The sequence below is a fragment of the Stutzerimonas decontaminans genome, assembly GCF_000661915.1.
GTDB lineage: Bacteria > Pseudomonadota > Gammaproteobacteria > Pseudomonadales > Pseudomonadaceae > Stutzerimonas > Stutzerimonas decontaminans.
In genome coordinates this window covers 4,413,286-4,439,244 of the sequence record NZ_CP007509.1, presented here as the reverse complement: position 1 = coordinate 4,439,244, position 25,959 = coordinate 4,413,286, and the positions used below count along the sequence as shown (strand labels likewise).

Annotated in this window: 24 protein-coding genes; 10 read left to right on the top strand and 14 right to left on the bottom strand. The window is 63.9% G+C overall.

The genetic code is table 11. The annotated features are described in order from the left end of the window. Positions 1-27: 27 nt before the first annotated feature. The 8 genes from trhP to zwf form a co-directional block, all read right to left on the bottom strand. Positions 28-1,401, bottom strand: coding sequence for a prephenate-dependent tRNA uridine(34) hydroxylase TrhP (gene trhP / locus UIB01_RS20475; RefSeq protein ID WP_038664601.1), 1,374 nt, complete (start codon positions 1,399-1,401; stop codon positions 28-30). Positions 1,402-1,528: 127 nt separating this feature from the next. Next, entirely contained in the window at positions 1,529-1,747 is a 219-nt protein-coding gene (locus UIB01_RS20470; protein WP_038664598.1) for an HP1242/YdcH family protein, read from the bottom strand. A gap of 174 nt (positions 1,748-1,921) precedes the next feature. After that, positions 1,922-3,352: an aspartate kinase gene (locus tag UIB01_RS20465; protein WP_038664594.1), complete on the bottom strand. Its 1,431-nt coding sequence runs from the start codon at positions 3,350-3,352 to the stop codon at positions 1,922-1,924. 154 nt (positions 3,353-3,506) lie between these two features. Next, positions 3,507-4,415 (bottom strand): ectoine hydroxylase, encoded by a 909-nt coding sequence (gene thpD / locus UIB01_RS20460; protein WP_038664592.1) that lies wholly within the window; start codon positions 4,413-4,415, stop codon positions 3,507-3,509. A gap of 67 nt (positions 4,416-4,482) precedes the next feature. Further along, a complete protein-coding gene (locus UIB01_RS20455; RefSeq protein WP_003284068.1) occupies positions 4,483-4,884 on the bottom strand; it encodes an ectoine synthase in 402 nt (133 codons plus the stop codon). Positions 4,885-4,894: 10 nt separating this feature from the next. Continuing rightward, the gene (gene ectB, locus UIB01_RS20450; RefSeq protein WP_038664590.1) at positions 4,895-6,172 is read right to left on the bottom strand and encodes a diaminobutyrate--2-oxoglutarate transaminase; all 1,278 of its coding nucleotides are present in this window, start codon (positions 6,170-6,172) and stop codon (positions 4,895-4,897) included. Beyond that, positions 6,169-6,684 (bottom strand): diaminobutyrate acetyltransferase, encoded by a 516-nt coding sequence (ectA, locus tag UIB01_RS20445; RefSeq protein ID WP_180983597.1) that lies wholly within the window; start codon positions 6,682-6,684, stop codon positions 6,169-6,171. Before ectA ends, ectB begins: the two co-directional genes overlap by 4 nt. A gap of 616 nt (positions 6,685-7,300) precedes the next feature. Continuing rightward, positions 7,301-8,743, bottom strand: a complete 1,443-nt coding sequence (gene zwf / locus UIB01_RS20440; protein ID WP_038664584.1) for a glucose-6-phosphate dehydrogenase — start codon at positions 8,741-8,743, stop codon at positions 7,301-7,303. Between the two features lie 142 nt (positions 8,744-8,885). Between zwf and hexR the strand changes: the two genes are divergently transcribed. Together hexR and UIB01_RS20430 are read left to right on the top strand one after the other, a co-directional pair. Continuing rightward, on the top strand, positions 8,886-9,752 hold the full coding sequence (hexR, locus tag UIB01_RS20435) for a transcriptional regulator HexR (protein ID WP_038664582.1): 867 nt from the start codon (positions 8,886-8,888) through the stop codon (positions 9,750-9,752). A gap of 102 nt (positions 9,753-9,854) precedes the next feature. Beyond that, positions 9,855-10,067 (top strand): PA3496 family putative envelope integrity protein, encoded by a 213-nt coding sequence (locus UIB01_RS20430; protein ID WP_038664579.1) that lies wholly within the window; start codon positions 9,855-9,857, stop codon positions 10,065-10,067. Here the strand turns inward: UIB01_RS20430 and UIB01_RS20425 are convergent. Then, positions 10,012-10,971 carry a LysR family transcriptional regulator gene (locus UIB01_RS20425; RefSeq protein ID WP_038664577.1) on the bottom strand — a complete coding sequence of 320 codons (960 nt, stop codon included), beginning with the start codon at positions 10,969-10,971 and terminating at the stop codon, positions 10,012-10,014. The genes UIB01_RS20430 and UIB01_RS20425 overlap by 56 nt on opposite strands. A gap of 238 nt (positions 10,972-11,209) precedes the next feature. On the opposite strand from UIB01_RS20425, the gene UIB01_RS20420 reads away from it, so the two are divergent. The 6 genes from UIB01_RS20420 to UIB01_RS20395 all read left to right on the top strand — a co-directional run bounded on the left by UIB01_RS20420 (position 11,210) and on the right by UIB01_RS20395 (position 17,619). Further along, positions 11,210-12,625: an acetyl-CoA carboxylase biotin carboxylase subunit gene (locus UIB01_RS20420; protein WP_038664574.1), complete on the top strand. Its 1,416-nt coding sequence runs from the start codon at positions 11,210-11,212 to the stop codon at positions 12,623-12,625. 10 nt (positions 12,626-12,635) lie between these two features. Beyond that, the gene (gene oadA / locus UIB01_RS20415) at positions 12,636-14,453 is read left to right on the top strand and encodes a sodium-extruding oxaloacetate decarboxylase subunit alpha (RefSeq protein WP_038664570.1); all 1,818 of its coding nucleotides are present in this window, start codon (positions 12,636-12,638) and stop codon (positions 14,451-14,453) included. Between the two features lie 196 nt (positions 14,454-14,649). Then, entirely contained in the window at positions 14,650-15,591 is a 942-nt protein-coding gene (locus tag UIB01_RS20410) for a sodium-dependent bicarbonate transport family permease (protein WP_038664567.1), read from the top strand. Between the two features lies 1 nt (position 15,592). Continuing rightward, positions 15,593-15,895 carry a P-II family nitrogen regulator gene (locus UIB01_RS20405; RefSeq protein WP_038664564.1) on the top strand — a complete coding sequence of 101 codons (303 nt, stop codon included), beginning with the start codon at positions 15,593-15,595 and terminating at the stop codon, positions 15,893-15,895. Between the two features lie 64 nt (positions 15,896-15,959). Further along, complete coding sequence (gene glsB / locus UIB01_RS20400) at positions 15,960-16,868, top strand: glutaminase B (RefSeq protein WP_038664562.1); 909 nt, start codon at positions 15,960-15,962, stop codon at positions 16,866-16,868. A 52-nt stretch (positions 16,869-16,920) separates the two neighbouring features. Beyond that, positions 16,921-17,619, top strand: a complete 699-nt coding sequence (locus UIB01_RS20395; RefSeq protein ID WP_014822032.1) for a carbonic anhydrase — start codon at positions 16,921-16,923, stop codon at positions 17,617-17,619. Between the two features lie 26 nt (positions 17,620-17,645). Here the strand turns inward: UIB01_RS20395 and UIB01_RS20390 are convergent, their stop codons facing one another. The 3 genes from UIB01_RS20390 to UIB01_RS20380 form a co-directional block, all read right to left on the bottom strand. Further along, a complete protein-coding gene (locus UIB01_RS20390) occupies positions 17,646-18,455 on the bottom strand; it encodes a substrate-binding periplasmic protein (RefSeq protein WP_038664559.1) in 810 nt (269 codons plus the stop codon). Between the two features lie 124 nt (positions 18,456-18,579). Beyond that, positions 18,580-19,563, bottom strand: a complete 984-nt coding sequence (locus tag UIB01_RS20385) for an asparaginase (protein WP_038664556.1) — start codon at positions 19,561-19,563, stop codon at positions 18,580-18,582. A 100-nt stretch (positions 19,564-19,663) separates the two neighbouring features. Beyond that, the gene (locus UIB01_RS20380) at positions 19,664-21,085 is read right to left on the bottom strand and encodes an alanine/glycine:cation symporter family protein (RefSeq protein WP_038664553.1); all 1,422 of its coding nucleotides are present in this window, start codon (positions 21,083-21,085) and stop codon (positions 19,664-19,666) included. Positions 21,086-21,255: 170 nt separating this feature from the next. On the opposite strand from UIB01_RS20380, the gene UIB01_RS20375 reads away from it, so the two are divergent. Beyond that, entirely contained in the window at positions 21,256-22,074 is an 819-nt protein-coding gene (locus UIB01_RS20375) for a helix-turn-helix domain-containing protein (RefSeq protein ID WP_038664550.1), read from the top strand. A gap of 9 nt (positions 22,075-22,083) precedes the next feature. On the opposite strand, the gene UIB01_RS20370 is transcribed toward UIB01_RS20375, so the two are convergent. Next, on the bottom strand, positions 22,084-23,343 hold the full coding sequence (locus tag UIB01_RS20370; protein ID WP_015278709.1) for a dicarboxylate/amino acid:cation symporter: 1,260 nt from the start codon (positions 23,341-23,343) through the stop codon (positions 22,084-22,086). An 88-nt stretch (positions 23,344-23,431) separates the two neighbouring features. Further along, a complete protein-coding gene (locus tag UIB01_RS20365) occupies positions 23,432-24,856 on the bottom strand; it encodes an aspartate ammonia-lyase (RefSeq protein WP_015278708.1) in 1,425 nt (474 codons plus the stop codon). 162 nt (positions 24,857-25,018) lie between these two features. Between UIB01_RS20365 and UIB01_RS20360 the strand changes: the two genes are divergently transcribed. After that, complete coding sequence (locus UIB01_RS20360) at positions 25,019-25,951, top strand: LysR substrate-binding domain-containing protein (RefSeq protein ID WP_015278707.1); 933 nt, start codon at positions 25,019-25,021, stop codon at positions 25,949-25,951. Positions 25,952-25,959: the final 8 nt, after the last annotated feature.

Here is a 25,959-nt window from a genome sequence, read left to right as displayed (position 1 = left end):
CGTCGCAACGCCACGCCGAGCCCGGGCTCAGCCGCGCGTGGTGCTGCCGTCCAGTTCGCGCATCAGCAGGGCGTAGCGCAGATCGATGTCTTCCGGCACCGGCAGGTACACCGTATGGCCGTCGCCCGGCGCCACCTCTATGGCCTCGCTGCGCTTGTTCTCCAGCCGCTCCAGGCGCAGGTTGAGGTTGCCCTGCGGCGTCATCAGCTCCAGCCTGTCGCCCACCGCGAAGCGGTTCTTCACCTTCACCTCGGCCAGGCCGTTGCGGCGCTCGCCGGTCAGCTCGCCGACGAACTGCTGACGCTCGGAGAGCGAGAAGCCGCGTTCGTAGTTCTGGTATTCGTCGTGCACGTGACGGCGCAGGAAGCCCTCGGTGTAGCCGCGGTGGGCCAGCGATTCGAGGGTGTCCATCAGCGACTTGTCGAACGGCCGGCCGGCGAGGGCATCGTCGATGGCCTTGCGATAGACCTGCGCGGTACGTGCCACGTAGTAGTGGCTCTTGGTGCGGCCCTCGATCTTCAGCGAGTGCACGCCCATCTTTACCAGTCGCTCGACGTGCTGCACGGCACGCAGGTCCTTGGAGTTCATGATGTAGGTGCCGTGTTCATCCTCGAAGGCGGACATGAATTCGCCCGGACGGCTGCTGTCCTCGAGCAGGAACACTTCGTCGGTTGGCGCACCAACACCGAGGGTCGGCTCGGCGCTGGCAGCTTGTGCCGGCTGCACGACGATCGGTTCGTACTTGTGCACGATGTCGCCGACTTCGTTCTCCTTCGCCTCGTGGGTCTTGTATTCCCAACGGCAGGCGTTGGTGCAGCTGCCCTGGTTGGGGTCGCGCTTGTTGATATAGCCCGACAGCAGGCAGCGGCCGGAGTAGGCCATGCACAGCGCGCCGTGAACGAAGACTTCCAGTTCCATGCCCGGCACCTGTTCGCGGATCTCGCCGATCTCCTCCAGCGACAGCTCACGGGAAAGGATCACCCGGGAGACGCCCTGGCTTTCCCAGAACTTCACGGTGGCCCAGTTGACCGCGTTGGCCTGCACCGAGAGGTGGATGGTCTGCTGCGGGAAGTGCTGGCGCACCAGCATGATCAGGCCGGGGTCGGACATGATCAGCGCGTCGGGACCCATCGCCACGACCGGCTCCAGGTCCTTGATGAAGGTCTTCAGCTTGGCATTGTGCGGCGCGATGTTGACCACCACGTAGAACTGCTTGCCCAGCGCATGTGCCTCGTCGATGCCGAGCTTGAGGTTGGCATGGTCGAACTCGTTGTTGCGCACGCGCAGGCTGTAACGCGGCTGCCCGGCGTATACCGCATCGGCGCCGTAGGCGAAGGCGTAGCGCATGGATTTCAGCGTGCCGGCGGGCGACAGCAGCTCGGTGCGGTAAGGGGTGCTCATGGCGCGGGACTCGCAGGAGGGCATCGAAGAAGCGCGGCATTTTACTGCGCTCGGCGGGCGATTGCGCGTCGTCTGCGATATTCGGGGTGAGGCGCAATGGCGCCCCGCCTGAGCGGGGCGCCGAGGCTCAGGCGGCGGATGCTTCCTTGAGCATGGCGTAGAGGCGGTCCTTGAGCTGCAGCTTTTCCTTTTTCAGGTTTTCGACCTCGCTGTCGGTGCCCGGCACGATGTGCGCTTCGATGTTCTTGACCCGTTGGTCCAACGCATTGTGCTCGTCGAACAGGTGAGCAAAGGTCTTGTTTTCTGCCTTGAGGCGGGTGATCAGATCGCGGTACTCGGGAAACATGGCAACTCCTGCGTAATGGGTAAGCCGGTGAGCAGGTCAGGCGTCAGCGGTAAGGCGGGACCTGCTTCTTGTCTCCATAGTCATCCTGCGCGTTGCTGGCAGTATTGATCGGCGTCATACGCCGGACAGCAAAACGCCGGGACGAGCCCGGCGTTCTGCTGCTGCGAGTGCGGATCAGGCCGCGGCGATCACGTCGCCGTGGTTTTCCGGCTCGATCAATGCGCGGTGCAGCGCAGCGATCGCGGCGTCGTAGTCCTCTTCGTTGACCACGCACTGCATCTCCACCTGGCGGATCGACTGGTGGATCGCCTGGATGCTGATGCCCGCTCCAGCCAAAGCCGCTACGGTCTTGGCCAGGATGCCCTTGACCTTCAGATCCGAACCGATCGCCGAAACGATGGCCAGGTTGTGCACCGTGACCTCGGCGGCCGGGTACTTCTCCTCGATCAGCTTGGCCGCGCGGTTGATCAGCTTGCGCGAGCCGGAGGCGTAGTAGGTGATGCTGTTGGCATCGGAGTCCTTGTTCACCACGTAGAGCTTGAGCTGCTTGAGCAGCTTGCTGATCTCCATGTCGTGGCTGATGTCGCCGAGCATGTCCTGGTCGAACACCTCGATGCCGAAAACGTCTTTGCGCCCGGCGATGATTTCCACGCAGGGCTTCTCGGACTTGTAGTCCTGGCTGATCAGCGTGCCGCCGTGCTCGGGCTCGAAGGCATTCTTGATGCGCAGCTCGACACCGGCACGACGCAGGGTTTTGGCCGCGCGCGGATGGATCGCTTCCATGCCGAGATTCGACAGCTGGTCGGCAACGTCATAGTTGGTGCGGCCGATGGTCACCACCTTGTCGGCACCAACCAGGTTCGGGTCGGCGGAAGAGAGGTGGAATTCCTTGTGGATGATCGCTTCATGGGCGCCGGTGGCGGCGGCGATCTGGGCGAAGGTGATCTCGCTGTAGCCGCGGTCGTAGGTGTTCATCAGGCCTTCGGCGCAATGCGTGTAGCCGGTGGCGACCACCAGTTCGCGGCTCAGATCGAAGCCGGCGAAATGGCTGGCGATCATCTCCTCGAACGGCAGCGGTGCTTCCTGCTGCCAGCCGGTGAGGTCGGCCAGACGGGCGTTGACGCCGCGCTGCTTGAGCGCCAGCACCGAGTTGAAGGCGCTGTGCGCTTCACCGAGGGAGGCGAGCATCTCGCGTACCTTCATCAGGTGCTCGGAGAGCTGGAAGTGGCCGTAGGCACAGAGCTTCTGCAGGCTGTGCATGCACTCGCTGGCATCGTCGATGCGCGAATTGATGAACTGGTTGGCGGCATGCAGCTCATATTCGGAGCTGAACAGCTCGGCGTTCTTTTCCAGCATGCGCTGGCGCACGTTCTCCAGCGCCTCGCGCCAGGCGCCTTCGCTCTGCGCATCGGCGAAGCGCTGATAGACGCCCGGCTCGCCGGTCTTCTTGTGCTCCAGCAACAGATTGGTCATGCCGCTGTAGGCCGAGACGACGAAGATGCGCTGGTACAGCGCTGCGCCTTCCCGGCGGCCGATGAAGATGTTGTCGAGGACTTCCTCGAAGCGGCTCATCGACGTGCCGCCGATCTTTTCTACGGTATGCATCTTTATGTTGCGTCCGAATCTGGCAGGCCGTTGACGGGCCCGGCGCGGCTGGCGCACCTGTCGATCAACGAGCTGGAAGTGAGTTCATCCCTGGGCCAATAAGCGATCGGCCAAGCCGGGGGATCGGGCCCGTCATCAGACGCGCCCGATCGCCTCAGAGATACTGTTGCGGCTGAATGTCCAGCGGCTTGAAGTTCTCACGCTCGGCGACGAAGGCCGGGCGGGGTTTCTGCTCGCAGAACGGCGGCTGCACGGCATTATCCACGTGGTTGTAGACGTAGAACAGATTGCTCCGTGCACTTGGCGTGATGTTGCTGTTGGAGCCGTGCATGGTGTTGCAGTCGAAGAACACCACGCTGCCGGCCGGGCCGGTGGCGCAATCGATGCCGAAGCGGCTGGCCAGCTCGCTGAGACTGTTCTGATCGGGGATGCCGATCTCCTGCTTGCGCAGGGATTTTTCGTAGTGGTTTTCCGGCGTGGCACCGACGCAACGCACGTAGTGCTTGTGCGAACCGGGCATGAGCATCAGCGGGCCGTTGTGCGGCTCGTTGTCGGTCAGCAGGATCGAGCAGGACAGGCAGCGCATGCGCGGCATGCCGTCTTCGACGTGCCAGGTCTCGAAATCCGAGTGCCAGTAGAACTCCTTGCCAGTGAAGCCGGGCTTGAAGTTCATCCGCGACTGATGCACGTACAGATCGCCACCGAGAATGAAGCGGGCGATGCCGGCGGTGCGCTCGTCGGCTGCCACGCGGGCGAACAGATCATTGTCGCTATGGATGTCGAACACCGAGCGGATCGCACCGCTGTCGGGTTCCTTGATGGTCTTGCCGGAGCCGGCGACGGCCGGGTCCTGGCGCATGCGCTCGAGTTCGGCACGGAATACCGCGACTTCGTCGGCGCTGAACAGATTGGGGATGACCAGGTAGCCGTCGCGCTCGAAGCGCTCGATCAGCTCTGCCGCTATCGGCGCATTCTCCAGGTCGCTGCGGTAGACGACCGGATCCAGGCGTTCCTGCCAGCTGGGCTGGTCTTCCTGGCGCGAGGGATACAGGTCGGCTTGCATAGGGTTCACGCATACCTCCTTTTCTTGTGATGGGGGGCGGCTCGGCGGCCGCCCCGGTAAACCGGTATCAGACGGTTTCGGCCTCCAGCGGATAGACGCCGCTCTCGTCATGCACTTCCTTGCCGTTGAGCGGCGGGTTGAAGACGCAGGCCATCTTCATATCCTCGCTGCCGCCACGCAGCAGGTGCTCGTCGTGCTTGTCGAGGATATACAGCGTGCCGGGTTCGATCTTGTAGATCTTGCCGTCGGCGATGGTCTCGATCTCGCCATTGCCGCTCATGCAGTACACCGACTCCAGGTGGTTCTGGTAGTGGATGTGCGTCTCGCTGCCGGCGTAGATGGTGGTGATGTGGAACGAGAACCCCATGTTGTCGTCTTTGAGCAACAGGCGGGTGCTGTCCCAGGTGCCGGTCTTGCTGTGGACCTTGCGGTCGGTCTGCTCGCACTCGGCGAGGGTTCTGACGATCATTGCAAATACCTCAGGAAGCTTGGTTTTCGGTCTGCTCGCTCATCACGGCGGCGAACGCCTTGTCGAGGATGGCGAGCGCCTTGTCGATCTGCTCGTCGCTGATGATCAGCGGGCAGAGGCACTTGACCACTTCGCTGTGGGCGCCGCTGGTTTCGATCACCAGACCGTTCTCGAAGGCGTGACGGCAGACGGCGGCGGCGATGTCGCCATCCGGGCAGCTGATGCCGATCATCATTCCGCGGCCCTTGAGGAACAGTGAATCCGGGCCGTGCCGGCGGACGATGCGCTGCATGCCGTCGGCAATGCGCTTGCCCTTGGCCTTGACGCTGTTGGCGAACTCGTCGTTCTGCCAGAAGTGCTCGACGGCTGCGGCGGCAGTGACGAACGCATGGTTGTTGCCGCGGAAGGTGCCGTTGTGCTCGCCCGGCTTCCACTGGTCCAGCTCCTGGCGCAGCAGCACCATGGCGAACGGCAGGCCGTAGCCGGACAGCGACTTGGACAGCGTGACGATATCCGGCTGGATGCCCATCTCTTCGAAGCTGAAGAAGGTCCCGGTGCGGCCGCAACCGGCCTGGATGTCGTCGACGATCAGCAGCATCTCGTGCTTGCGGCAGAGCTTCTCGAGCTTGCGCATCCACTCGGTCGACGCGGTGTTCAGTCCGCCTTCGCCCTGCACCACCTCGACGATCACCGCGGCCGGCTTGTCGATGCCGCTGGAGGGGTCGGAGAGCAGCTTGTCCATCATGCCGATGGTGTTGGTCTTGTCGCCGAAATAGTTGGCGTACGGCATGCGGCTGACGTCGGTGAGGCTGATGCCCGAACCACCGCGGTGATGCTGGTTGCCGGTTGCGGCCAGCGCGCCGATGCTGCAGCCGTGGAAGCCGTTGGTGAAGCTGATGATGTTGTTACGTCCGGTGACCTTGCGCGCCAGCTTCATCGCCGCCTCGACCGCGTTGGTGCCGGTCGGGCCGGTGAACTGCATGCGGTAGTCGCCCATGCCGCGCGGTTCGAGGATCAGACGGTTGAAGGTTTCGAGGAAACGCTCCTTGGCCGCGGTGTACATGTCCAGGCCGTGAGTGATGCCGTCGTTCTGGATGTACTCGAGCAGCGCCTGCTTGAGTACCGGGTGGTTGTGCCCGTAGTTGAGCGTGCCGGCACCGGCGAGGAAGTCGATGTAACGCTTGCCGTCCTGGGTGACCAGCTCGGCGCCCTGGGCCTGGTTGAAGACCACGGGGAAGGAACGGCAATAGCTACGAACCTTGGATTCATTCAGTTCAAAAGTTTTCATGCGTGCTCCTTGAGCTCTTCTTCTAGATGGGAAACGGTGAACGGGCCGGCGCGGTAGAGCACCTCGTCCTCGTGCTGCCCGCCGAAGTGCGCAGCGCGGGAAAACAGCGTGCGCGTGGTGCAGTCGGCACCCAGCCGGTCGAAGGCCCGCTTGAACAGTGCCTGCGACGCCGCGTTGTCCGGGGAAATGGTGGTTTCCATGAAGCGCACATCGTGCTCACGGGCCACACGGGCCGTCAGCGCCAGCAGCATGCGCAGGGCCAGGCCCTGACCGCGCATCGAACTGTCGACGGCGACCTGCCAGACGAACAGCGTGTCCGTCCGGGCAGGGGGGCTGTAACCCGAGATGAAACCAACCAGTTCGCCCTGGGCGTTCTCTGCGGCGATGGCGGTGTCGGCGAAATCGGAGCACTGCAGCAGGTTGCAGTAGACCGAATTGGTATCGAGGGGCTGGCAGCGCGCCACCAGCTGATGCAGGTTGTAACCGTCGCCGTCGGTTGGGCGACGGAGCACTACGGTGGGGAAACTCAAAACAATGCCTTTGGGGTTGTTGATTGAATTCCTTATTAGGGTAGGCATATCCGGCAAAGTTTCTCAACCCGAACTTCGTAATATGCGAAGTGCAGGGTCGCGTATATATCGCTGAATGCCGCGTGATAGAAGCGATTGCGCCAAGGATGTTTCAGTCTGTTTCTTTTCGATGTGCCGGAGCTGATCGGCTAGTTGGGATTTTATGTGTAAATCAATCCAAGAAGTTGGACTGTGAGGAGCTGCACGAGTTCGGCGATGAGCGGCCATAAAGCGCTGAAAGCCTTATGTTCTATGGGTTGCGCTCCATTTTCTGACGCGCATGCTGGTTGTCCCGTGCTGGTCTTTCGGCCAGGGAAATGCGGCAGGGAGATCAAGCGGAGAGTCGGGGCAGAAATGCTGCAGATATGCGCTTCGCGCGAGTAATTATATTTAGCTGATATGGCGTGCATACGACGGTCGATGACGGCCAAGGCTGCGCTAGTTGCTCAGGCTAGTTGCCAAGGCCGTATCCGGCTATTTCTGGAATTGTTCCGATCCGCTCTATCTCAGATAATACGGGGGCTGTGGCGAAGTTTGAGTTAGTTGCAGGTTGGGCAGATCATTGCCACCACTGGTGACCCTGGCGCTCGATGAATTGGTGGGCCTGATCCGGGCCATCCTCGCCGGCCGGATAGGGTCGCGGTTTGCGATAGTAACTGTGCCAGCCACGCAGGATGGGGTCGACCCAGTTCCAGGCTGCTTCCACCTCGTCGCGACGCATGAACAACGTCGAATCACCTTCGATCACATCCAGCAGCAGCCGCTCGTAGGCCTCCCAGCGACGGGTGCTGCTGAAGGCATGCGCCAGGTTCAGATCCAGCTCCACCGGCTCCAGTTGCATGCCCTTGCCGGGTGCCTTGGCCATGAGCTGCAGGCTGATGCTTTCTTCCGGCTGCAGGCTGATCACCAGCCGGTTCACTTCACCCTTGCTGAACAGCAGGTGCGGCACCTGCTTGAAGGTGATGATGATCTCCGAACGCTTGCGCGCCATGCGCTTGCCGGTGCGCAGATAGAAGGGCACGCCGGCCCAGCGCCAGTTGTCGATCTCGGCCTTTACCGCGACGAAGGTTTCGGTGTCGCTGTCATTGTCGATGTTCGGCTCGAAGTAGTACGCCTGCACGTCATGGCCGCCGATGCGTCCGGCGCCGTATTGCCCGCGCACGGTCTTGTCCAGCACGTCGTTGCCGGTGATCGGCTTGAGCGCTTCGAGCACCTTCACCTTCTCGCCGCGGATATGCTTGGCGTCGAAACGCACCGGCGCTTCCATCGCCACGAGGCAGAGCAGCTGCAACAGGTGGTTCTGCAGCATGTCGCGCATGGCGCCGGCATTGTCGTAATAGCCGCCGCGGTTCTCGACGCCGAGGGTCTCGGCGACGGTAATCTGCACATGGTCGATGTGTGCGGCCCGCCAGATCGGCTCGAACAGCGCGTTGGCGAAGCGCAGGGCCATGAGGTTCTGCACCGTCTCCTTGCCCAGGTAGTGGTCGATCCGATAGATGCGCGATTCGGGGAACACGGCGCCGATCGCTTCGTTGATTTCCAGCGCCGAGTCCAGCGAATGGCCGATGGGCTTTTCCAGCACGATGCGCGCATCGTCGCCGGCCAGTCCGGCACTTTCCAGGTTGGCAGCAATGGGCTCGAACAGGTCCGGCGCGGTCGCCAGGTAGAACACTCGTACACGGCCTTCGGCCTGGCCTAGGTGGTGGGCGAGGCGCACGTAATCGCCACGCTGGGAGGCGTCCATGGCGAAATAGTCCAGGCGCTGGGCGAAGGCCTGCCAGGTGTCGCTGCTGAAGTCGCTGCGGGCAACCTGGGCGCGGCAATGCCGCTCGGCCAGCGCCACGTAGCCGTCGCGGTCGAGCTTCTTGCGCGCCAGAGCGAGTATCCGTACGTCGGCGTGCAGGCGCCCGTCGCGGTGCAGGTGGTAGAGCGCCGGAAGCAGTTTGTGCAGCGTCAGGTCACCGGTCCCGCCGAACACGAGCATGTCACAGGATATCGACATCGATTCTCTCCCAGGGCCAAAAAATGGGCGTCGTGGCGAGGCTTGTAGTATAACTACCGCCCCACTACAACCCGCTGACGGCTCAGCGGCGCCGATCGCGCCCGAGCAAAGCCATCAGACGAGAGCATAGCGAGTCCGGAACGTGAATCTGCTGCAGCACATCGCCCAATCCAGAAGCCTGCTACGGAAGTCGGAGCTGAAAGTGGCCGACCATGTCCTGCTCGATCCGGCCTCGGTGATGCACAGTTCCATGGCCGACCTGGCCCATGTGGTGGGTGTCAGCGAGCCGACCATCGTGCGTTTCTGCCGCGCCATCGGCTGCCTGGGCTTCCAGGATCTGAAGCTCAAGCTGGCGCAAAGCCTGGCCGCTGGTGCCAGCTTTGGTCAGTTCGCCATCAGCGAGAACGATTCGGTGGCCGACTTCGCCTTGAAGATCTTTGACACCACCCTGCATACCCTGATGGAAGTGCGCGAGCGGCTCGATCCCGAGGCCTTGCAGCGCGCCATCACGGCCATGGCTAGTGCCGAGCGGGTGGAGTTCTACGGTTTCGGCGCCTCGGGTGCCGTGGCCACCGATGCCCAGCACAAATTCTTCCGCCTGCTGCTGTCGGCTGCGGCCTATTCCGATCCGCACATGCAGGCCATGTCGGCGGTGACGCTCAAGCCCACCGACGTGGCGATCTGCATCTCGCAGTCCGGGCGCTCGAAGGATCTGCTGATCACCGCCAACGTGGTGCGTGAATCCGGCGCGACGCTGATCACCCTGTGTCCGAGCCAGACGCCGCTGGCCGAGCTGGCCACCATCAATCTGGCCATCGATGTGCAGGAGGACACCGAGATCTACACCCCGCTGACCTCACGTATCGCCCATCTGGTGGTAATCGACGTGCTGGCAATGGGCGTCGCCATGGCTCGCGGGCCGAGCCTGGTCAATCACCTCAAGAGCGTGAAGCGCAGTCTGCGCAGCCTTCGCCTGTCACCGCAGAAGGTCAAGTCGCACGACGACTGAGGGCTTCGTTGCGCCTTCATTGCCGCGTAATCACCCTGACTTCAGGTTGTCATCCACTGCGTTGATGCTGATCTCTCCTTACCTGTTCTGGGAGATCGCCTCATGCTCCGGCACACCGACGACAACGGCCAGCTCGACAGCAAGACCCGTCGCAAACAGCAGGATGAGCGCCGCATGCGCTTTCGCCGTGCCATCGAAAGCTATACCGAACAGCGCCAGCTGCATGCCGAACTGAACGATTACGCCGATGCGCTGGTGCTCAGCTCGCTGCGGGAGTCGTCGGTGAGCCGGCGAAGCGCTCCGCCAGCACACTGATCTGCGCGCGCTCTTCACGGAGGAAGGCGAAGAACGCCTGGGCTACCGGGCTCAGGCGCTTGCCGCGCGAATGCACCACGCACCAGCTGCGGTACAGCGGCAGTTCCACCACCGGCAGCTCGCGTAGCAGTCCGCTGGCCAGCTCCAGATGTACCGCATGCCGCGGCAGCAGAGCCAGGCCGAGCCCAGCCACCACGCATTCACGCAGGGCATCCAGCGAGGCGACCTGGATGGTCTGGGCGAAATGCGCGCGTTTCTGGCGCAGGTAGTCTTCGCCCGCCCGCCGCGTGCCGGAACCCGGCTCGCGCACCAACAGCGGGTAGCCGGTAAGGTCCTGCAGGGATAGCGTCGCAGCGTGGCACAGCGGATGGTCGGGCGGCGCCACGGCGATGATCGGGTTGTTCAGAAAGGGCATGAACTCCAGATCCATGTCGGTGGGCACCTGGGACATGATCAGCAGGTCATCGCGGCTCACCGACAGGCGCTTGACTGCCTGGGCATGGTTGACCACCACCAGCTGCAGGCTGACCTCCGGATGCAGGCGCTTGAACGCGGCAAACAGGTGCGGCGTGACGTACTTGGCGCTGGATTCCACCGCGAGGTTGAGCTGGCCCTGTAGCGAGCCCTGCAGATCCGAGAGCTGCATGTCGAGGCTGTCCAGCCGACCGAAGATGTCGGTGCTGGCGCGTTGCAGCGCTTCGGCGGCATCGGTGAGATAGAGCTTCTTGCCGACGTACTCGAACAGCGGTTGCCCGACCAATTCCTCAAGCTGGCGAATCTGCAAGCTGACGGCGGGCTGGGTCAGCGCCATTTCCTCGGCGGCACGGCTGTAGGAGCGCGTCTCGCATACTGCGCGGAAGACCTGAAGCTGGCGCAATGTCATGCGCATAAGCGATTTTCGCATCACGTTCTCTGCAATTTCAGATAAAGGTCGACTAGGTCATGGTCGGCGGCGTGCCTGTCCAATCGGTCAGTTTGATGCGCGATTCGGGACATCTATAAGTAATTACTTATCCTTAAGCAAACAATTATTCATTTTCAGTAATCACCCCGGCGGGCGTAGGGTGAAACGGCTCGTTGCAAATGCGAGTGATCATGACCCGCACGCGGGTCGCCTGCTCAACGATCCGAGGGAAGACAGCGTGATCAAGAAGCTGCTGATCGCCAACCGCGGGGAAATCGCGGTGCGCATCGTCCGCGCCTGTGCCGAAATGGGTGTCCGCTCGGTGGCGGTGTTCTCCGAAGCCGACCGTCATGCGCTGCACGTCAAGCGCGCCGACGAGGCCCATTTCATTGGCGAAGACCCGCTGGCCGGCTACCTGAACCCGCGCAAGCTGGTGAACCTGGCTGTGGAAACCGGCTGCGATGCGTTGCATCCAGGCTATGGATTTCTTTCCGAGAATGCCGAACTGGCGGAGATCTGCGCCGAACGTGGCATCCGCTTCGTCGGCCCCAGCGCCGAAGTCATCCGCCGCATGGGCGACAAGACCGAAGCGCGGCGCAGCATGATCAAGGCCGGCGTGCCGGTCACGCCGGGCACCGAAGGCAACGTTGCCGACCTCGCCGAGGCGCTGCGCGAAGCCGAGCGTATCGGCTATCCGGTAATGCTCAAGGCCACCTCCGGCGGTGGCGGTCGCGGCATTCGTCGCTGCAACTCGCAGGGGGAGCTGGAAGCGGCCTACCCGCGCGTGATCTCCGAAGCGACCAAGGCCTTCGGCAGCGCCGAAGTCTTCCTGGAAAAGTGCATCGTCGAACCCAAGCACATCGAGGCACAGGTGCTGGCCGACAGCTTCGGCAATACGGTGCACCTGTTCGAGCGCGACTGCTCGATCCAGCGCCGCAACCAGAAACTCATCGAGATCGCACCGAGCCCGCAGCTGACCCCCGAGCAGCGCGCCTACATCGGCGACCTCGCCGTGCGCGCGGCCAAGGCGGTGGGCTACGAGAACGCCGGTACCGTGGAGTTCCTGCTCGCCGATGGCGAGGTGTACTTCATGGAAATGAACACCCGGGTGCAGGTGGAGCACACCATCACCGAGGAAATCACTGGGATCGACATCGTTCGCGAGCAGATCCGCATCGCCTCCGGCCAGCCGCTGTCGGTCAAGCAGGAGGACATCCAGTATCGCGGCTTCGCCCTGCAGTTCCGCATCAATGCCGAAGAGCCGCGCAACGACTTCCTGCCCTGCTTCGGCAAGATCACCCGCTATTACGCGCCGGGTGGTCCCGGTGTGCGCACCGATACGGCGATCTACACCGGCTACACCATTCCGCCGTACTACGACTCCATGTGCCTGAAGCTGATCGTCTGGGCGCTGACCTGGGAAGAGGCACTGGCCCGCGGTTCGCGAGCACTGGACGACATGCGCGTGCAGGGCGTGAAGACCACCGCCACCTATTACCAGCAGATTCTCGCCAGTCCGGATTTCCGCAGCGGCCAGTTCAACACCAGCTTCGTCGAGAACCACCCGGAACTGCTGAATTACTCGATCAAACGCAAGCCGGGCGAGCTGGCCCTGGCCATCGCTGCCGCCATCGCCGCCCACGCAGGACTGTGAGGAACGAACCATGACTGCTCAGAAGAAAATCACCGTTACCGACACCATCCTGCGTGATGCTCACCAATCGCTCATCGCCACTCGCATGCGCACCGAAGACATGCTGCCGATCTGCGAAAAGCTCGACCGCGTCGGCTACTGGTCGCTGGAAGTCTGGGGCGGCGCAACCTTTGACGCCTGCGTGCGTTTCCTCAAGGAAGACCCCTGGGAGCGCCTGCGCCAGCTCAAGGCAGCGCTGCCCAATACCCGTCTGCAGATGCTGTTGCGCGGGCAGAACCTGCTGGGTTACCGGCACTACGCCGATGACGTGGTCGAGGCCTTCTGTGCCAAGGCGGCCGACAACGGCATCGACGTGTTCCGCATCTTCGATGCGATGAACGATGTGCGTAACCTGGAAACTGCCATTCGCGCGGTAAAGAAGACCGGTAAGCACGCCCAGGGCACCATCGCCTACACCACCAGCCCGGTGCACACCGTCGAGCTGTTCGTCGAGCAGGCACGGGCGATGCGCGACATGGGTGTCGATTCCATCGCCATCAAGGACATGGCCGGCCTGCTCACGCCATTCGCCACCGGTGATCTGGTGCGCGCGCTGAAGGCCGAGATCGACCTGCCGGTGTTCATCCATTCCCACGACACCGCTGGTGTCGCCAGCATGTGCCAGTTGAAAGCCATCGAGAACGGCGCTGACCACATCGACACGGCGATTTCCTCCATGGCCTGGGGCACCAGCCATCCCGGCACTGAGTCGATGGTCGCGGCCTTGCGTGGCACGCCGTATGACACCGGCCTCGATCTGCAGCTGCTGCAGGAGATCGGCCTGTACTTCTACGCCGTGCGCAAGAAGTACCACCAGTTCGAAAGCGAATTCACCGGCGTCGATACCCGCGTGCAGGTCAACCAGGTGCCGGGCGGGATGATTTCCAACCTGGCCAACCAGTTGAAGGAGCAGGGCGCGCTCAACCGCATGGATGAAGTGCTCGCCGAGATTCCGCGCGTACGCAAGGATCTCGGTTACCCGCCGCTGGTGACCCCGACGTCGCAGATCGTCGGCACCCAGGCGTTCTTCAATGTGCTTGCCGGCGAGCGCTACAAGACCATCACCAATGAGGTGAAGCTCTACCTGCAGGGCCGCTACGGCAAGGCGCCGGGCACCATCGACGCCAAGCTGCAGCGCCAGGCCATTGGCGGCGAGGAAATCATCGAGGTGCGCCCGGCCGACCTGATCAAGCCGGAGCTGGACAGGCTGCGCCAGGAAATCGGTGCGTTGGCCAAATCCGAAGAAGACGTGCTGACCTTCGCCATGTTCCCCGACATCGGTCGCAAGTTCCTTGAGGAGCGCGAGGCCGGCACCCTGCAACCGGAAGTGCTGCTGCCGATTCCCGACGGCACCACGGCCAGCGCTGCCAGCGGCGGGGGCGTGCCGACTGAGTTCGTCATCGACGTGCACGGCGAGACCTACCGCGTCGACATCACCGGTGTCGGCGTCAAGGGCGAGGGCAAGCGGCACTTCTTCCTCTCCATTGACGGCATGCCGGAGGAAGTGGTGTTCGAACCATTGAACAACTTCGTCGGCGGCAGCGGTGGCAGCCAGCGCAAGCAGGCCAGCGGACCGGGCGATGTCAGCACCAGCATGCCGGGCAATGTGGTCGACGTACTGGTCAAGGAAGGCGACGTGGTCAAGGCCGGCCAGGCCGTGCTGATCAGCGAAGCGATGAAGATGGAAACCGAAATCCAGGCGCCCATGGGCGGAACGGTCAAAGCGGTTCATGTTGCCAAAGGTGACCGGGTGAACCCGGGAGAAGTCTTGATAGAGATCGAGGGCTGAGTGAAGGGTGGCGTGGCGGTCTGATCACGCCACGCCAGCGCTGTTCGACTGTTTGGCAGCGCTGCGCAGCATGCGCGGTTGTCAGCGGAACGGACGGCGCTGGCAGTGTGTCCCCTTTGGGAGCCCATGCGGCTCCTTTTTTTCGAGCCAGTGCCTGCCAGGGATCGGTCCAATGTCCAAGCTGTGGAGGCTGTAGATGGGTATCGACCCAGTAGTGCTGTTCTTCGTCTTCGGCCTGTTTGCCGGCCTGGTGAAGAGCGAGTTGAAACTGCCGCCGGCGCTCTACGAGACGCTGTCGATCATCCTGCTGCTGGCGATCGGTCTGCACGGTGGCGTGGAGCTGGCCGAGCAGGCCAGTGCTGCATTGCTCGGCCAGTCGCTGCTGGTCTTGGCGTTGGGCGTGCTATTGCCGATCCTGGCCTTCATCCTGCTGCGCGGGCTGCGCTTCGACCGGGTCAACGCGGCGGCGGTGGCGGCGCACTACGGTTCGGTGAGCGCGGGTACCTTCGCCGTGGTGGTGGCCTATCTGGCGGCGCGGGAAATCTTCTTCGAAAGCTACATGCCGCTGTTCGTGGCGATCCTCGAGATTCCGGCGATCTTGGTCGGCATCCTGCTGGCCAAGGGCGTCTCGCGTGACACCGACTGGAAGGAGCTGGGCCGCGAAATCTTCCTCGGCAAGAGCATCATGCTGCTGCTGGGTGGCCTGCTGATCGGCGCGATCGCCGGCAAGGAAGCGATCAAGCCGCTGGAACCGCTGTACACCAGCATGTTCAAACCGGTGCTGGCGTTCTTCCTGCTGGAGATGGGCCTGATTGCCTCCGGTCAGCTGGGCTCGCTCAAGCGTTACGGGATCAAGCTCGCCGCCTTTGCCCTGATCATGCCACTGATCGGCGCGCTGGTCGGCGCCATGCTGGCGCGCTTCATGGGCTTGTCGGTGGGCGGTACGGCGATGCTCGCCACCCTGGCCGCCAGTGCGTCCTACATCGCGGTGCCCGCGGCAATGCGCCTGGCGGTGCCGGAAGCCAATCCGTCACTGTCGCTGACCGCTTCGCTGGGCATCACCTTTCCGTTCAACATCCTGATCGGCATACCGCTCTACCTGGCCCTGGCCGAGCGGCTGATCGCCTGGGGGTTCTGAGATGAACGCGCACAACCGCACGCTGCTGACCGTGATCTGCGAGGCAGCGCTGGAACACAAACTCGTTGCCGACCTGAAGACTCTCGGTGCACCTGGCTGGACGCTGTCGGACGCCCGTGGCAGCGGCAGCCGCGGCGTACGCAGTGCCGGCTGGGACACCGACGGCAATATCCGCCTGGAGGTGATTTGCAGCCGCGAGATCGCCGAGCGTATCGCCGAACACCTGCAGGCCCGTTATTACGAGCATTTCGCCATGGTCTGCTACCTGGCCGAGGTCGAAGTGCTGCGGCCCGAGAAGTTCTGACCCGCCTGTGATGCCCCACGATCTCCGGGCGTCCACCCTCCATCCGGAACCGATGGAGTTGCCAATGCATGCCCTGCTGCAGGAGATTCTCGACGAGGTGCGCCCACTGCTCGGGCAAGGCCGAGTAGCCAGCTACATCCCGGCACTGGCCGATGTGGCGCCCAACCAGATGGGCATCGCCGTGTGCAGTGCCGATGGCGAAGTGTTCGAGGCCGGCGATGCGCAGACGCCGTTCTCGATCCAGAGCATTTCCAAGGTCTTCAGCCTGGTGCAGGCCATCGGGCACCGCGGCGAGTCGTTGTGGGAGCGGCTGGGCCACGAGCCTTCCGGGCAGCCGTTCAATTCGCTGGTGCAGCTCGAGTTCGAGCGCGGTCGTCCGCGCAACCCCTTCATCAATGCCGGGGCATTGGTGATCTGCGACGTCAATCAGTCGCGCTTCGCCACCCCGGAGCTGTCGATGCGCGATTTCGTCCGGCATCTGTCCGGCAATCGGCTGATCGTCTCCGACACCCGCGTCGCCGAGTCCGAATACCAGCACCGCGCGCGCAACGCCGCCATGGCCTATCTGATGCAGGCCTTCGGCAACTTCCACAACGATGTGGAGGCGGTGTTGCGCAGCTATTTTCATCACTGTGCGCTGCGCATGAACTGCGTCGACCTGGCCCGCGCATTCGCCTTCCTCGCCCGTGACGGTGCCTGCCCGCAGAGTGGCGAGAGGATGCTGGCACCGCGTCAGGCCAAGCAGGTCAACGCGATCATGGCCACCAGCGGCCTTTACGACGAGGCTGGCAACTTCGCCTATCGGGTCGGCCTGCCCGGCAAGAGCGGGGTCGGTGGCGGCATCGTTGCGGTGGTGCCGGGACGCTTTACCGTCTGCGTCTGGTCGCCGGAACTCAACGCCGCGGGCAACTCGCTGATCGGCATGGCCGCCCTTGAGGCGCTGTCGCAGCGTATCGGCTGGTCCATCTTCTGAGGCGCCGTTGCGGCGGCGCCCACCCTTCGAATTCCTCTGGAGAGAACCAAGCATGAATGACGGCAAGAAGAGCGAAACGGCCCAGGAGGCCCTCGAACACATCGTCTCGGGCGTTAAACGCTTCCGCGAAGAGGTCTATCCCGAGCAGCGCGAACTGTTCGAAAAGCTCGCCTACGAGCAGACGCCGCGGGCCATGTTCATCACCTGTGCCGACTCGCGGATCATCCCCGAGCTGATCACCCAGAGCTCGCCCGGTGACCTGTTCGTCACCCGCAATGTCGGCAACGTGGTGCCGCCCTACGGACAGATGAACGGTGGCGTATCGACCGCCATCGAGTTCGCCGTGATGGCGCTTGGGGTGCAGCACATCATCGTCTGCGGCCATTCCGACTGCGGCGCGATGAAGGCGGTACTCAACCCGGCTCAGCTGGAGCGCATGCCGACGGTCAAGGGTTGGTTACGACATGCCGAGGTGGCAAAGATCGTCGTCGAGCAGAATTGCGGCTGCGCCGATCACAACACTCTCGGCATCCTCACTGAGGAAAACGTCGTGGCGCAGCTCGATCACCTGCGCACCCATCCCTCGGTGGCGGCGCGGCTGGCCAGCGGTCAGCTGTTCATCCACGGCTGGGTATACAACATCGGGACCAGCGAGATTCGCGCCTACGATGCGGAGAAGGGCGAGTTCCGCCTGGTCGGCGACGGCCCGCTGCCGATGGCCACGCCGCGGGCGCGCTATCAGGTGAGCTGAGGCCCGCCCGGCGACGAGGCGACGGCTCAGCGGTTGCCGGCCAGCGCGTTGCCGCGCTCCTGGATCAGATAACAGAGATCCGGGGTCTTGCTGCAGCCGGCGTAGCCTTCGGCGATCACGTCGTCGAGCGCCTGCTGTAGGCGACTGACGACCTCGTCCGGTGTATCAGGGCTCAGCGCCAGATACAGCGGCTCGCTGCGATAGCTCAGCGCTATGCGCAGCTGGCTTTCATCGATGCCCTGCAACCGCGCGTAATGGCGCCACACCGGATCGGCCACCGCCCACAGGTCGATGCGCCCGGTCAGCAGTTTGCGCAGGTTTTCGGCGTCGTTGAGACTGTTGCTGGTGCGGATGCCCTGGCTTTCCAGGAACAGGCTGACACTGCCGTTGGCGTGGCCGCCGATCTGGTAGCTCTGAGCCTGCTCCAGGCTGTCGAACTTCAGGCCACTGTCGGCCGGTGCCAGCAGCACGCTGGCGTGGTGGGCCAAGGGCCCGACCCACTTAAACTGGCCGGCGTTCTGCGGCGTGCGCGCCACCGAGAACAGGCCGTGGGCCGGCTGTTGCTGGGTCTGCTCGTAGAGCCGGTTCCACGGGCCGCGCAGGGTCAGGTTGTAGGCGATGCCGGCGCGGCGAAAGATATCGCGCACCGTATCGGCATCGATGCCTTGCACATCGTCGCCGCGGGCGAAACCCTTGCTGTTGGGACCCATGTTGAAGGGCGGGAAGCTGTCGGTTTGCAGGGTGATCTGGTAGTTGGCAGGCAGGTCAGCTTGGGCGGTGCATGCAGCGCTGATGAGCAGGGCGAACAGCGCCCCGGCAGTTCGGGATCTGGCCATGGCATCGGCTCCTTGACGCTTTTTTTATTGTTGGCGTATGCAAGGGTAGCGGTGCCAGGCGCCTGCCGCCAGTTGGCAGCATCCGCGCTGCGGGACAGCGCGCATTCTGCCGCGGCGGAGGGTTTCAGTCGGCCATTTCGCCGCAGATGTCGCGGCAGAACCAGTGTTCCACCTGGGCCTGGTTCAGTCCCGCCGTGAGCAGCGCAAACAGCTTGCCCAGTGCCGCTTCGCGGGTCATGCCACCGCCGGAGACCAGGCCGGCATCGCGCAGGCCGCTGCCGGTGGCATATACCCCAAAGTCGACATGGCCGCCCGGGCACTGGCTGATCGCCGCCAGCACCACGCCCTGTCGATGCGCCTGGCGCAGCGCTTCGATGAACGGGGCGTCGTCCGCCGGGCCGGTGCCGCTGCCATAGCACTCGAGCAGCAGCGCCTGAGCGCCACTGGCGACCAGCGCCTGGACCTGCGCGGCGCCGACGCCGGGATACAGTGGCAATATCACGACCTGGGCCGGCTGCTGCGGCAGCAGCATGGGCGGGTGTTCGCTGGCGGCTGCAGCCGACCGTTTGCGCGGTGCTTCGGCAAAGGCATCGAACGCATCGCTGCGCAGTTTGCTGACCCGCGCGCCGTGCAGCAGCACGCCGTTGAAGAACAGCCGCACGCCCTCAACGCGACCCGCCTGCAATGCGCGCATGGAACCGAACAGGTTGGGCCAGGCATCGCTGCCCGGGCTTCCCGCCGGCAGCATTGCGCCGGTAAGCAGAACGGGTATCTCAAGATCGAGCAGCAGGAAAGACAACGCAGCGGCGCTGTAGGCCAGGGTGTCGGTACCGTGCAGTAACAGCACCGCATCGCAATCGCCCTGCGCTACGGCTTCGCGGACGGCGGTCGCCATCTGCAGCCAGTGACTTGGCTGCATGTTGGCGCTGTCCAGCAGTGGCTGCAGTTCGCGGAAGCTCCAGCTCGGCAGTGGCCCGGTTTCCAGCGCTTGCTGCGCCCGCAGGCGGGCTTCGAAACCGGAGGCCGGCATCAAGCCGGCGGCGCTCTGTTGCATGCCGATGGTGCCCCCGGTGTAGAGCACCAGCAGGCGTTCGATTGGTTGGTTCACACGCGCACCTCGCTCGTTCGGCGCAGGCCATCAGGAAATCAGGCGGATGGGCCAGCCCGTGCGCAGTTGCGCACGGGGCTGGCCGGTCGCGGCGGAGCGTTTAGCGGCGCTCGGTGGCGTCGGGCGTGGCAGGCATGTTCGCCTTCCACACGGCCGGGTCGAGATCCAGGTCGGCGAAGTCCTTCGGATCGAGCACGGGCTGTTCGATGCCGGCGCGGATCTGCCGGTCGTAGTCGCGCATCAGACGCAGGCCGACCTTGAACAGCAGGGCCACGGCGATCAGGTTGGCGATCGCCAGCAGGCCCATGGTCACGTCGGCGAAGGCGAACACGGTGCCCAGGTCCTGCACCGAACCCCAGAGCACGAGGATGACCACCAGGATGCGATAGATCACCACCGGCATGCGCTTCTCGGTGAAGAAGCCCAGCGCGTTCTCGCCCAGATAGTAGTTGTAGATCAGCGTGGTGAACACGAACAGCAGCAGCGCGACGCTGACGAACACCCGGCCCCACTCGCCGACGACGGCCGCGACGGCGGTCTGGGTCAGCACCACGCCGGCCTGGTCCATGCCCGGCTCGTAGACACCGGAGAGCAGGATGATCAGCGCGGTGCAGCTGCACAGGATGATGGTGTCGATGAACACCGAGAGCGACTGCACGATGCCCTGCGCCACCGGGTGCTTGACCTCGGCGACCGCGGCGACGTTTGGCGCGCTGCCCAGGCCCGCCTCGTTGGAGAACAGGCCACGCTTGACGCCCATCAGGATCGCCGCGCCAATGCCGCCGGCGAACGCCTGCTCCAGACCGAAGGCGCTACGGAAGATCAGGCCGAAGGTTTCCGGAATCGCGCTGAAATTGCTGCCGATGACGAACAGCGCCATGGCCAGGTAGGAGAACGCCATGACGGGTACCAGCACGTCCGCCCACTTGGCGATACGGCGGATGCCGCCGAAGATGATGCCGGCGATCACCAGCGTCAGCGCGATGCCGCTGGCCACGGTCGGTACGCCGAAGGTGTCATGCAGCGAGCTGGCGACGGTGAACGACTGCACGGCGTTGAAGCCGAAGCCGAAGGTCATCAGCAGCAGGATCGACACCACGATGCCCAACCAGCGCTGACCGAGGCCATGCTGGATGTAGAACGCCGGGCCGCCGCGGTAGGTGCCGTCCGGCTCGCGACGCTTGTACAGCTGCGCCAGCGAACACTCGAAGTAGCTGGTCGCCATACCTACCAGCGCCACCACCCACATCCAGAAGATCGCGCCCGGGCCACCGAGCATGATCGCCACCGAGACGCCGGCGATATTGCCCGCACCGACGCGGCCGGCCACCGAGAGCATCAGGGCCTGGAAGGAAGAGAGTTGTCCCGGCTGACGCTCGAAGGCGTGGCCGAAGATCGTGAACATGTTGCCGAAATAGCGGAACTGGACGAAGCCGGAGCGAATCGTGAAGAGCAGACCGAGGCCGATCAGCATGACGATCAGCAGCTTGCTCCAAATGAGGTCATTCAGAAGGTCGAGCATGGCAATGTTCACCTTGTTGTCGTTGTTAGGGTGCCGGCGCGCGCCGCTGCGCCGTGCAAGCGGGGGATGTTTCAACAGTAGCGGCGACAGGACAATTTCGCAGGTGGCCGCGATGTGGCGCGACCTGATGCTAGACTGGCGACACTCGCGCCAAACTTCAGGGCATCCCCGTGACCTCCCACCTCGCCGAAAACCTCAAGTTGCTCTGCAGCCACTACCGCTCGATTGCCGAGGTATGTCGCAAGCTGGCCATCAATCGGGCGCAGTTCAACAAGTACCTGGGCGGGCAGAGCCGACCGACGCCGTTCAATCTCAAGCGCATCGGCGACTTCTTCGGCGTCGAGGGCTACGAGCTGGAAATGCCACCCGAGCAGTTCGCCCGCCTGGTCGGCGCGCGTCATCCGGAAGCGCAGGCGCTGCCGCGGACCGATCCGCTGCTGACCTTGCTGCAACCGTTGCGCGAGCACGCCGCGAGCCTGTCGCGCTATTGCGGCTACTATTTCGAATACGCCAACTGCATGTCGGTGCCGGGCAGCATCCTGATGTCGCTGGTACACCTGCGCGAGGAGGACGGGCTTTACCTGTTCGAGCGTCAGGAACGCCAGGAGCGCGCCAGTCCGACCCTCGGCGATGCCGAGGACTGGGTGCGTTGTCGTTACCTGGGTGCGGCCTTCGGCCTGCAGGACCGACTGTTCCTGATCGACTACGAATCGCTGACGCTCAACGAGATGAGCCAGACCATCCTCATTCCCAGCTTCAAGAGTCGCATTACGCGCCTCAATGGAATGAAAACCGGCGTCTCCTCGGGCGACCGCCGCACACCGGCCTGCACCTCGGTGGTGTGGGAATACCTGGGCCGCGAGATCAACCGGGTCAGTGCCTATCGCCAGGTGATGCTCTACAGCCCGGACGACCCGCGCATCGACCCGGAGATCCGCGAGCGCCTGGCGACGCCGCATGTGGAGAAAGGGCTGTTCGGCATCGAGTGACACGCGCCGTTACTCCTTGTTGCTGCTGTCATAGATCGCGCGGTCGAGCTCCTGCTCGCTACGACCGACCAGGGTGGTGGTCATCAGGTCGCCGGCGACGTTCACCGTGGTGCGCGCCATGTCGAGGATGCGGTCGATTCCGGCGATCAGCGCCACGCCTTCCAGCGGCAGGCCGGCAGCGGTGAGCACCAGGCCGAGCATGATCAGCCCGGCGCCGGGGATGCCGGCGGTGCCGATGGAGGCCAGCGTCGCGGTGAGGATGATCATCGCGTACTGCCCGGCACTGAGGTCGATGCCGAAGGCCTGAGCGATGAACAGTGCGAGCACGCCCTGATAGATCGCGGTGCCGTCCATGTTGATGGTCGCGCCCACCGGCAGCACGAAGCCCGCCACACCCTCCGATACACCGAGGTTCTTGCGTGCACACTCGATGGACACCGGCAGGGTGCCGGAGCTGCTCGACGTACTGAATGCCACCGCCAGTGCCGGGGCGATGCCCTGGAAGAAACGCAGCGGATTGAGTCGCGCCAGCAGGCCGAGCAGCCCGCCGTAGACCAGCAGTACATGGGCGATGCTGGCCAGGTAGATCACCCCGATCACGCCTGCCAGCGGCAGCAGCACTTCGGCACCATGGCTGCCGACCACACCGGCGGTCAGGGCGAAGACGCCGATCGGCGCGACGCGCATCACCAGGTCAGTGAGCTTGTAGAAGGTTTCGGCCAGCGCATCGAACAGGCGCACCGCCGGCGCGCCGCGCTCGCCGATCAGGTTGATGCTCACGCCCAGCGCGATGGCGAAAACGATGATCTGCAGGATGTTGCCTTCGGCAAAGGCGGTGACCGGATTGGCCGGCACCAGGCCGACCAGGATCGACACCAGCGAGGGCGCCTGCTTGGCCTGTTCATTGCCACTGGCGACCATGTTCATCCCTTCGCCGGGGCTGAACAGCGCGCCGAACAGCAGGCCGATGCTGACCGCGAAGGCGGTGGTCACCAGATAGATGGCGATGGTTTTCAGGCTGATACGGCCAAGCTTGGCGCTGTCCTGCATCGAGGTGATGCCGGCCACCAGCGAGACGAACACCAGCGGCACGATGAGCATCTTGATCGCATTGAGAAACAGCGTGCCGATCGGTGCCAGCAGCTGCGCGTCTGCGCCGAAGGCCATGCCGGCGGCGACGCCGAGGGCGAGGCCAATGAGGATCTGCTGCCAGAGCGGCAGGCGGACGAGCAGGCGCAGGGGAGCGGAGAGGGTCGTACTCTGAGTCATGGGTTTTCCTGTTGTTTTTATTGTGCGAACGGGCCGGACTGGCGGCCCGTAAAGCAAGCGCCCGGCTATGTGCCGGGCGCAGGGATGATCAGACCGCCAGCGGTGCCAGGCGTGGCGCGATCATGTTTTCCGGGCGCAGGATCTCGGCCAGCATGGCGTCGTCCAGCAACCGCTCTTCGCGCACCAGCTCCAGCACGCTGCGGCCGCCGAGCAGCGCCTCGCGGGCCAGGCGGGTGCTGTTGTCGTAGCCGATGTAGGGGTTCAGCGCGGTGATCAGGCCGATGGAGCTTTCCATCAGCTCGCGGCAACGGTCTTCGTTGGCGGTGATGCCTTCGATGCAATGCTCGCGCAGCATGTCCATGGCGCGCTGCAGTAGACGGATCGAATCGAACAGCTTGTAGGCAATCAGCGGCTCCATGACGTTGAGCTGCAGCTGCCCGCCTTCGGCCGCCATGGTCAGCGCCAGGTCGTTGCCGATCACTTCGAAGGCGACCTGGTTGACCGCTTCCGGAATCACCGGATTGACCTTGCCCGGCATGATCGAGCTGCCCGGCTGGCGCGGTGGCAGGTTGATCTCGTTAAAGCCGGTGCGCGGGCCGCTGGAGAGCAGGCGCAGGTCGTTGCAGATCTTCGACAGCTTCACCGCCAGGCGCTTGAGCATGCCGGAGAACAGCACGAACGAGCCCATGTCCGACGTGGCTTCGATCAGGTCCGCGGCCTGGCGCAGCGGCTGGCCGCTGATCTGGGCCAGGCGCTGCACGGCGATGGCTTGGTAGCGCGGGTCGGCATTGATGCCGGTGCCGATCGCGGTGCCGCCGAGGTTCACTTCCAGCAGCAGTTGCGGGGCGAAACCGCGCAGATGCTGCAGGTCCTCGCCGAGGGTGGTGGCGAAGGCGTGGAATTCCTGGCCGAGGGTCATCGGCACGGCGTCCTGCAGCTGGGTACGGCCCATCTTCAGCACGTGGGCGAAGGCATGGCCCTTGCCGGTCAGCGACTGGCAGAGGCTTTCCAGGCTGGCCAGAAGGGTGTCGTGGCCGAGCAGCAGGCCGAGGCGGATCGCGGTGGGGTAGGCGTCGTTGGTCGACTGCGCCATGTTCACGTCGTTGTTCGGGTGCAAGTACTGGTACTCGCCTTTGGCGTGGCCCATGGCTTCCAGGCCGAGGTTGGCGATCACCTCGTTGGCATTCATGTTGGTCGAAGTGCCGGCGCCGCCCTGGATCATGTCCACTACGAACTGCTCGTGGAATTCGCCGCGGATCAGCCGCGCACAGCCCTGGCTGATCGCCACGTGCTTGGTCTCGGGCAGGTAGCCCAGCTCGCGGTTGGCGTCTGCCGCCGCCTGCTTGACCATCGCCAGAGCGACGATCAGTTTGGGGTAATGCGACAGCGGCACGCCGGAGAGGCGGAAGTTGTGCAGTGCGCGCAGGGTCTGGATGCCGTAATAGGCGTCGGAAGGAACGGGGAGGGTGCCAAGCAGGTCTTTTTCGACTCGCGATGATGCAACTTCGGACATGATGGTAATGTGGCTTCGGTAGGCGCAGGCAGTGCTGCAGTGCGCCTAAAGTAAGGCTTTCAGAGGTTTTGCGGCCAATGCCGTTGCTGGCTGCCCTATGCCGAAACGGCATAATGTGGCTGTGACTTTGTACTGGCCGCAATCGTATCGAGGGATGTTCAGTTGAATCTGGAAACCAAGTGGCTGGAGGACTTCATCGCCCTGGCAGCGACCCGCAGCTTCTCCCAGGCCGCGCAACGCCGCTTCGTCACCCAGCCTGCCTTCAGCCGGCGGATCCGTTCGCTGGAAGAGGCTCTCGGTCTGCAGTTGATCAATCGTTCGCGCACGCCGATCGAGCTGACCGAGGCCGGTCAGCTGTTTCTTGTCAGTGCGCGCAACATGGTCGAACAGCTCGGCGAAGTGGTGCGCCATCTGCACCACGTCGAGGGCCAGCAGGGCGAGGTGCTGCAGATTTCCGCCGCGCACTCACTGGCGCTGGGCTTCTTCCCCGCCTGGATCGCCGGGCTGCGCCACGAAGGACTGAACCTCGCCACCCGGCTGATCGCCACCAACGTCGGCGAAGCCGTGCATGTGCTGCGCGAAGGTGGCTGCGACCTGATCCTCGCCTACTACGACCCGGACGCCGCGCTGCAGCTCGACCCGGAGCTGTTTCCCTCGCTGCACCTGGGCCGCACCGAGATGCTGCCGGTTTGCGCGGCGGGTGCCGACGGCGTCCCGCTGTACGACGTCGACAGCGGGCAGACGGTGCCGCTGCTGGCCTACAGCGCCGGCGCCTTTCTCGGTCGTTCGGTGAACCTGCTGCTGCGCCAGCGCGCACTGCGTTCGACCACCGTTTACGAGACGGCCATGGCCGACAGCCTGAAAAGCATGGCGCTGCAGGGGCTGGGCATTGCCTGGGTGCCGCGGCTCAGTGTCGAACCCGAACTGCAGCGCGGCGAGCTGGCGGTCTGCGGTAGCGAGCAATGGCGCGTGCCACTGGAGATCCGCCTGTATCGCTGCTCGCTGATGCGCAAGGGCGCGGTGCGATTGCTCTGGCGAAGGTTGGAAAACCGTGCCGCGGAAGCCCAGCGACAGGCGGGCGAAGCGGCGGGTTAAAGCGTTCT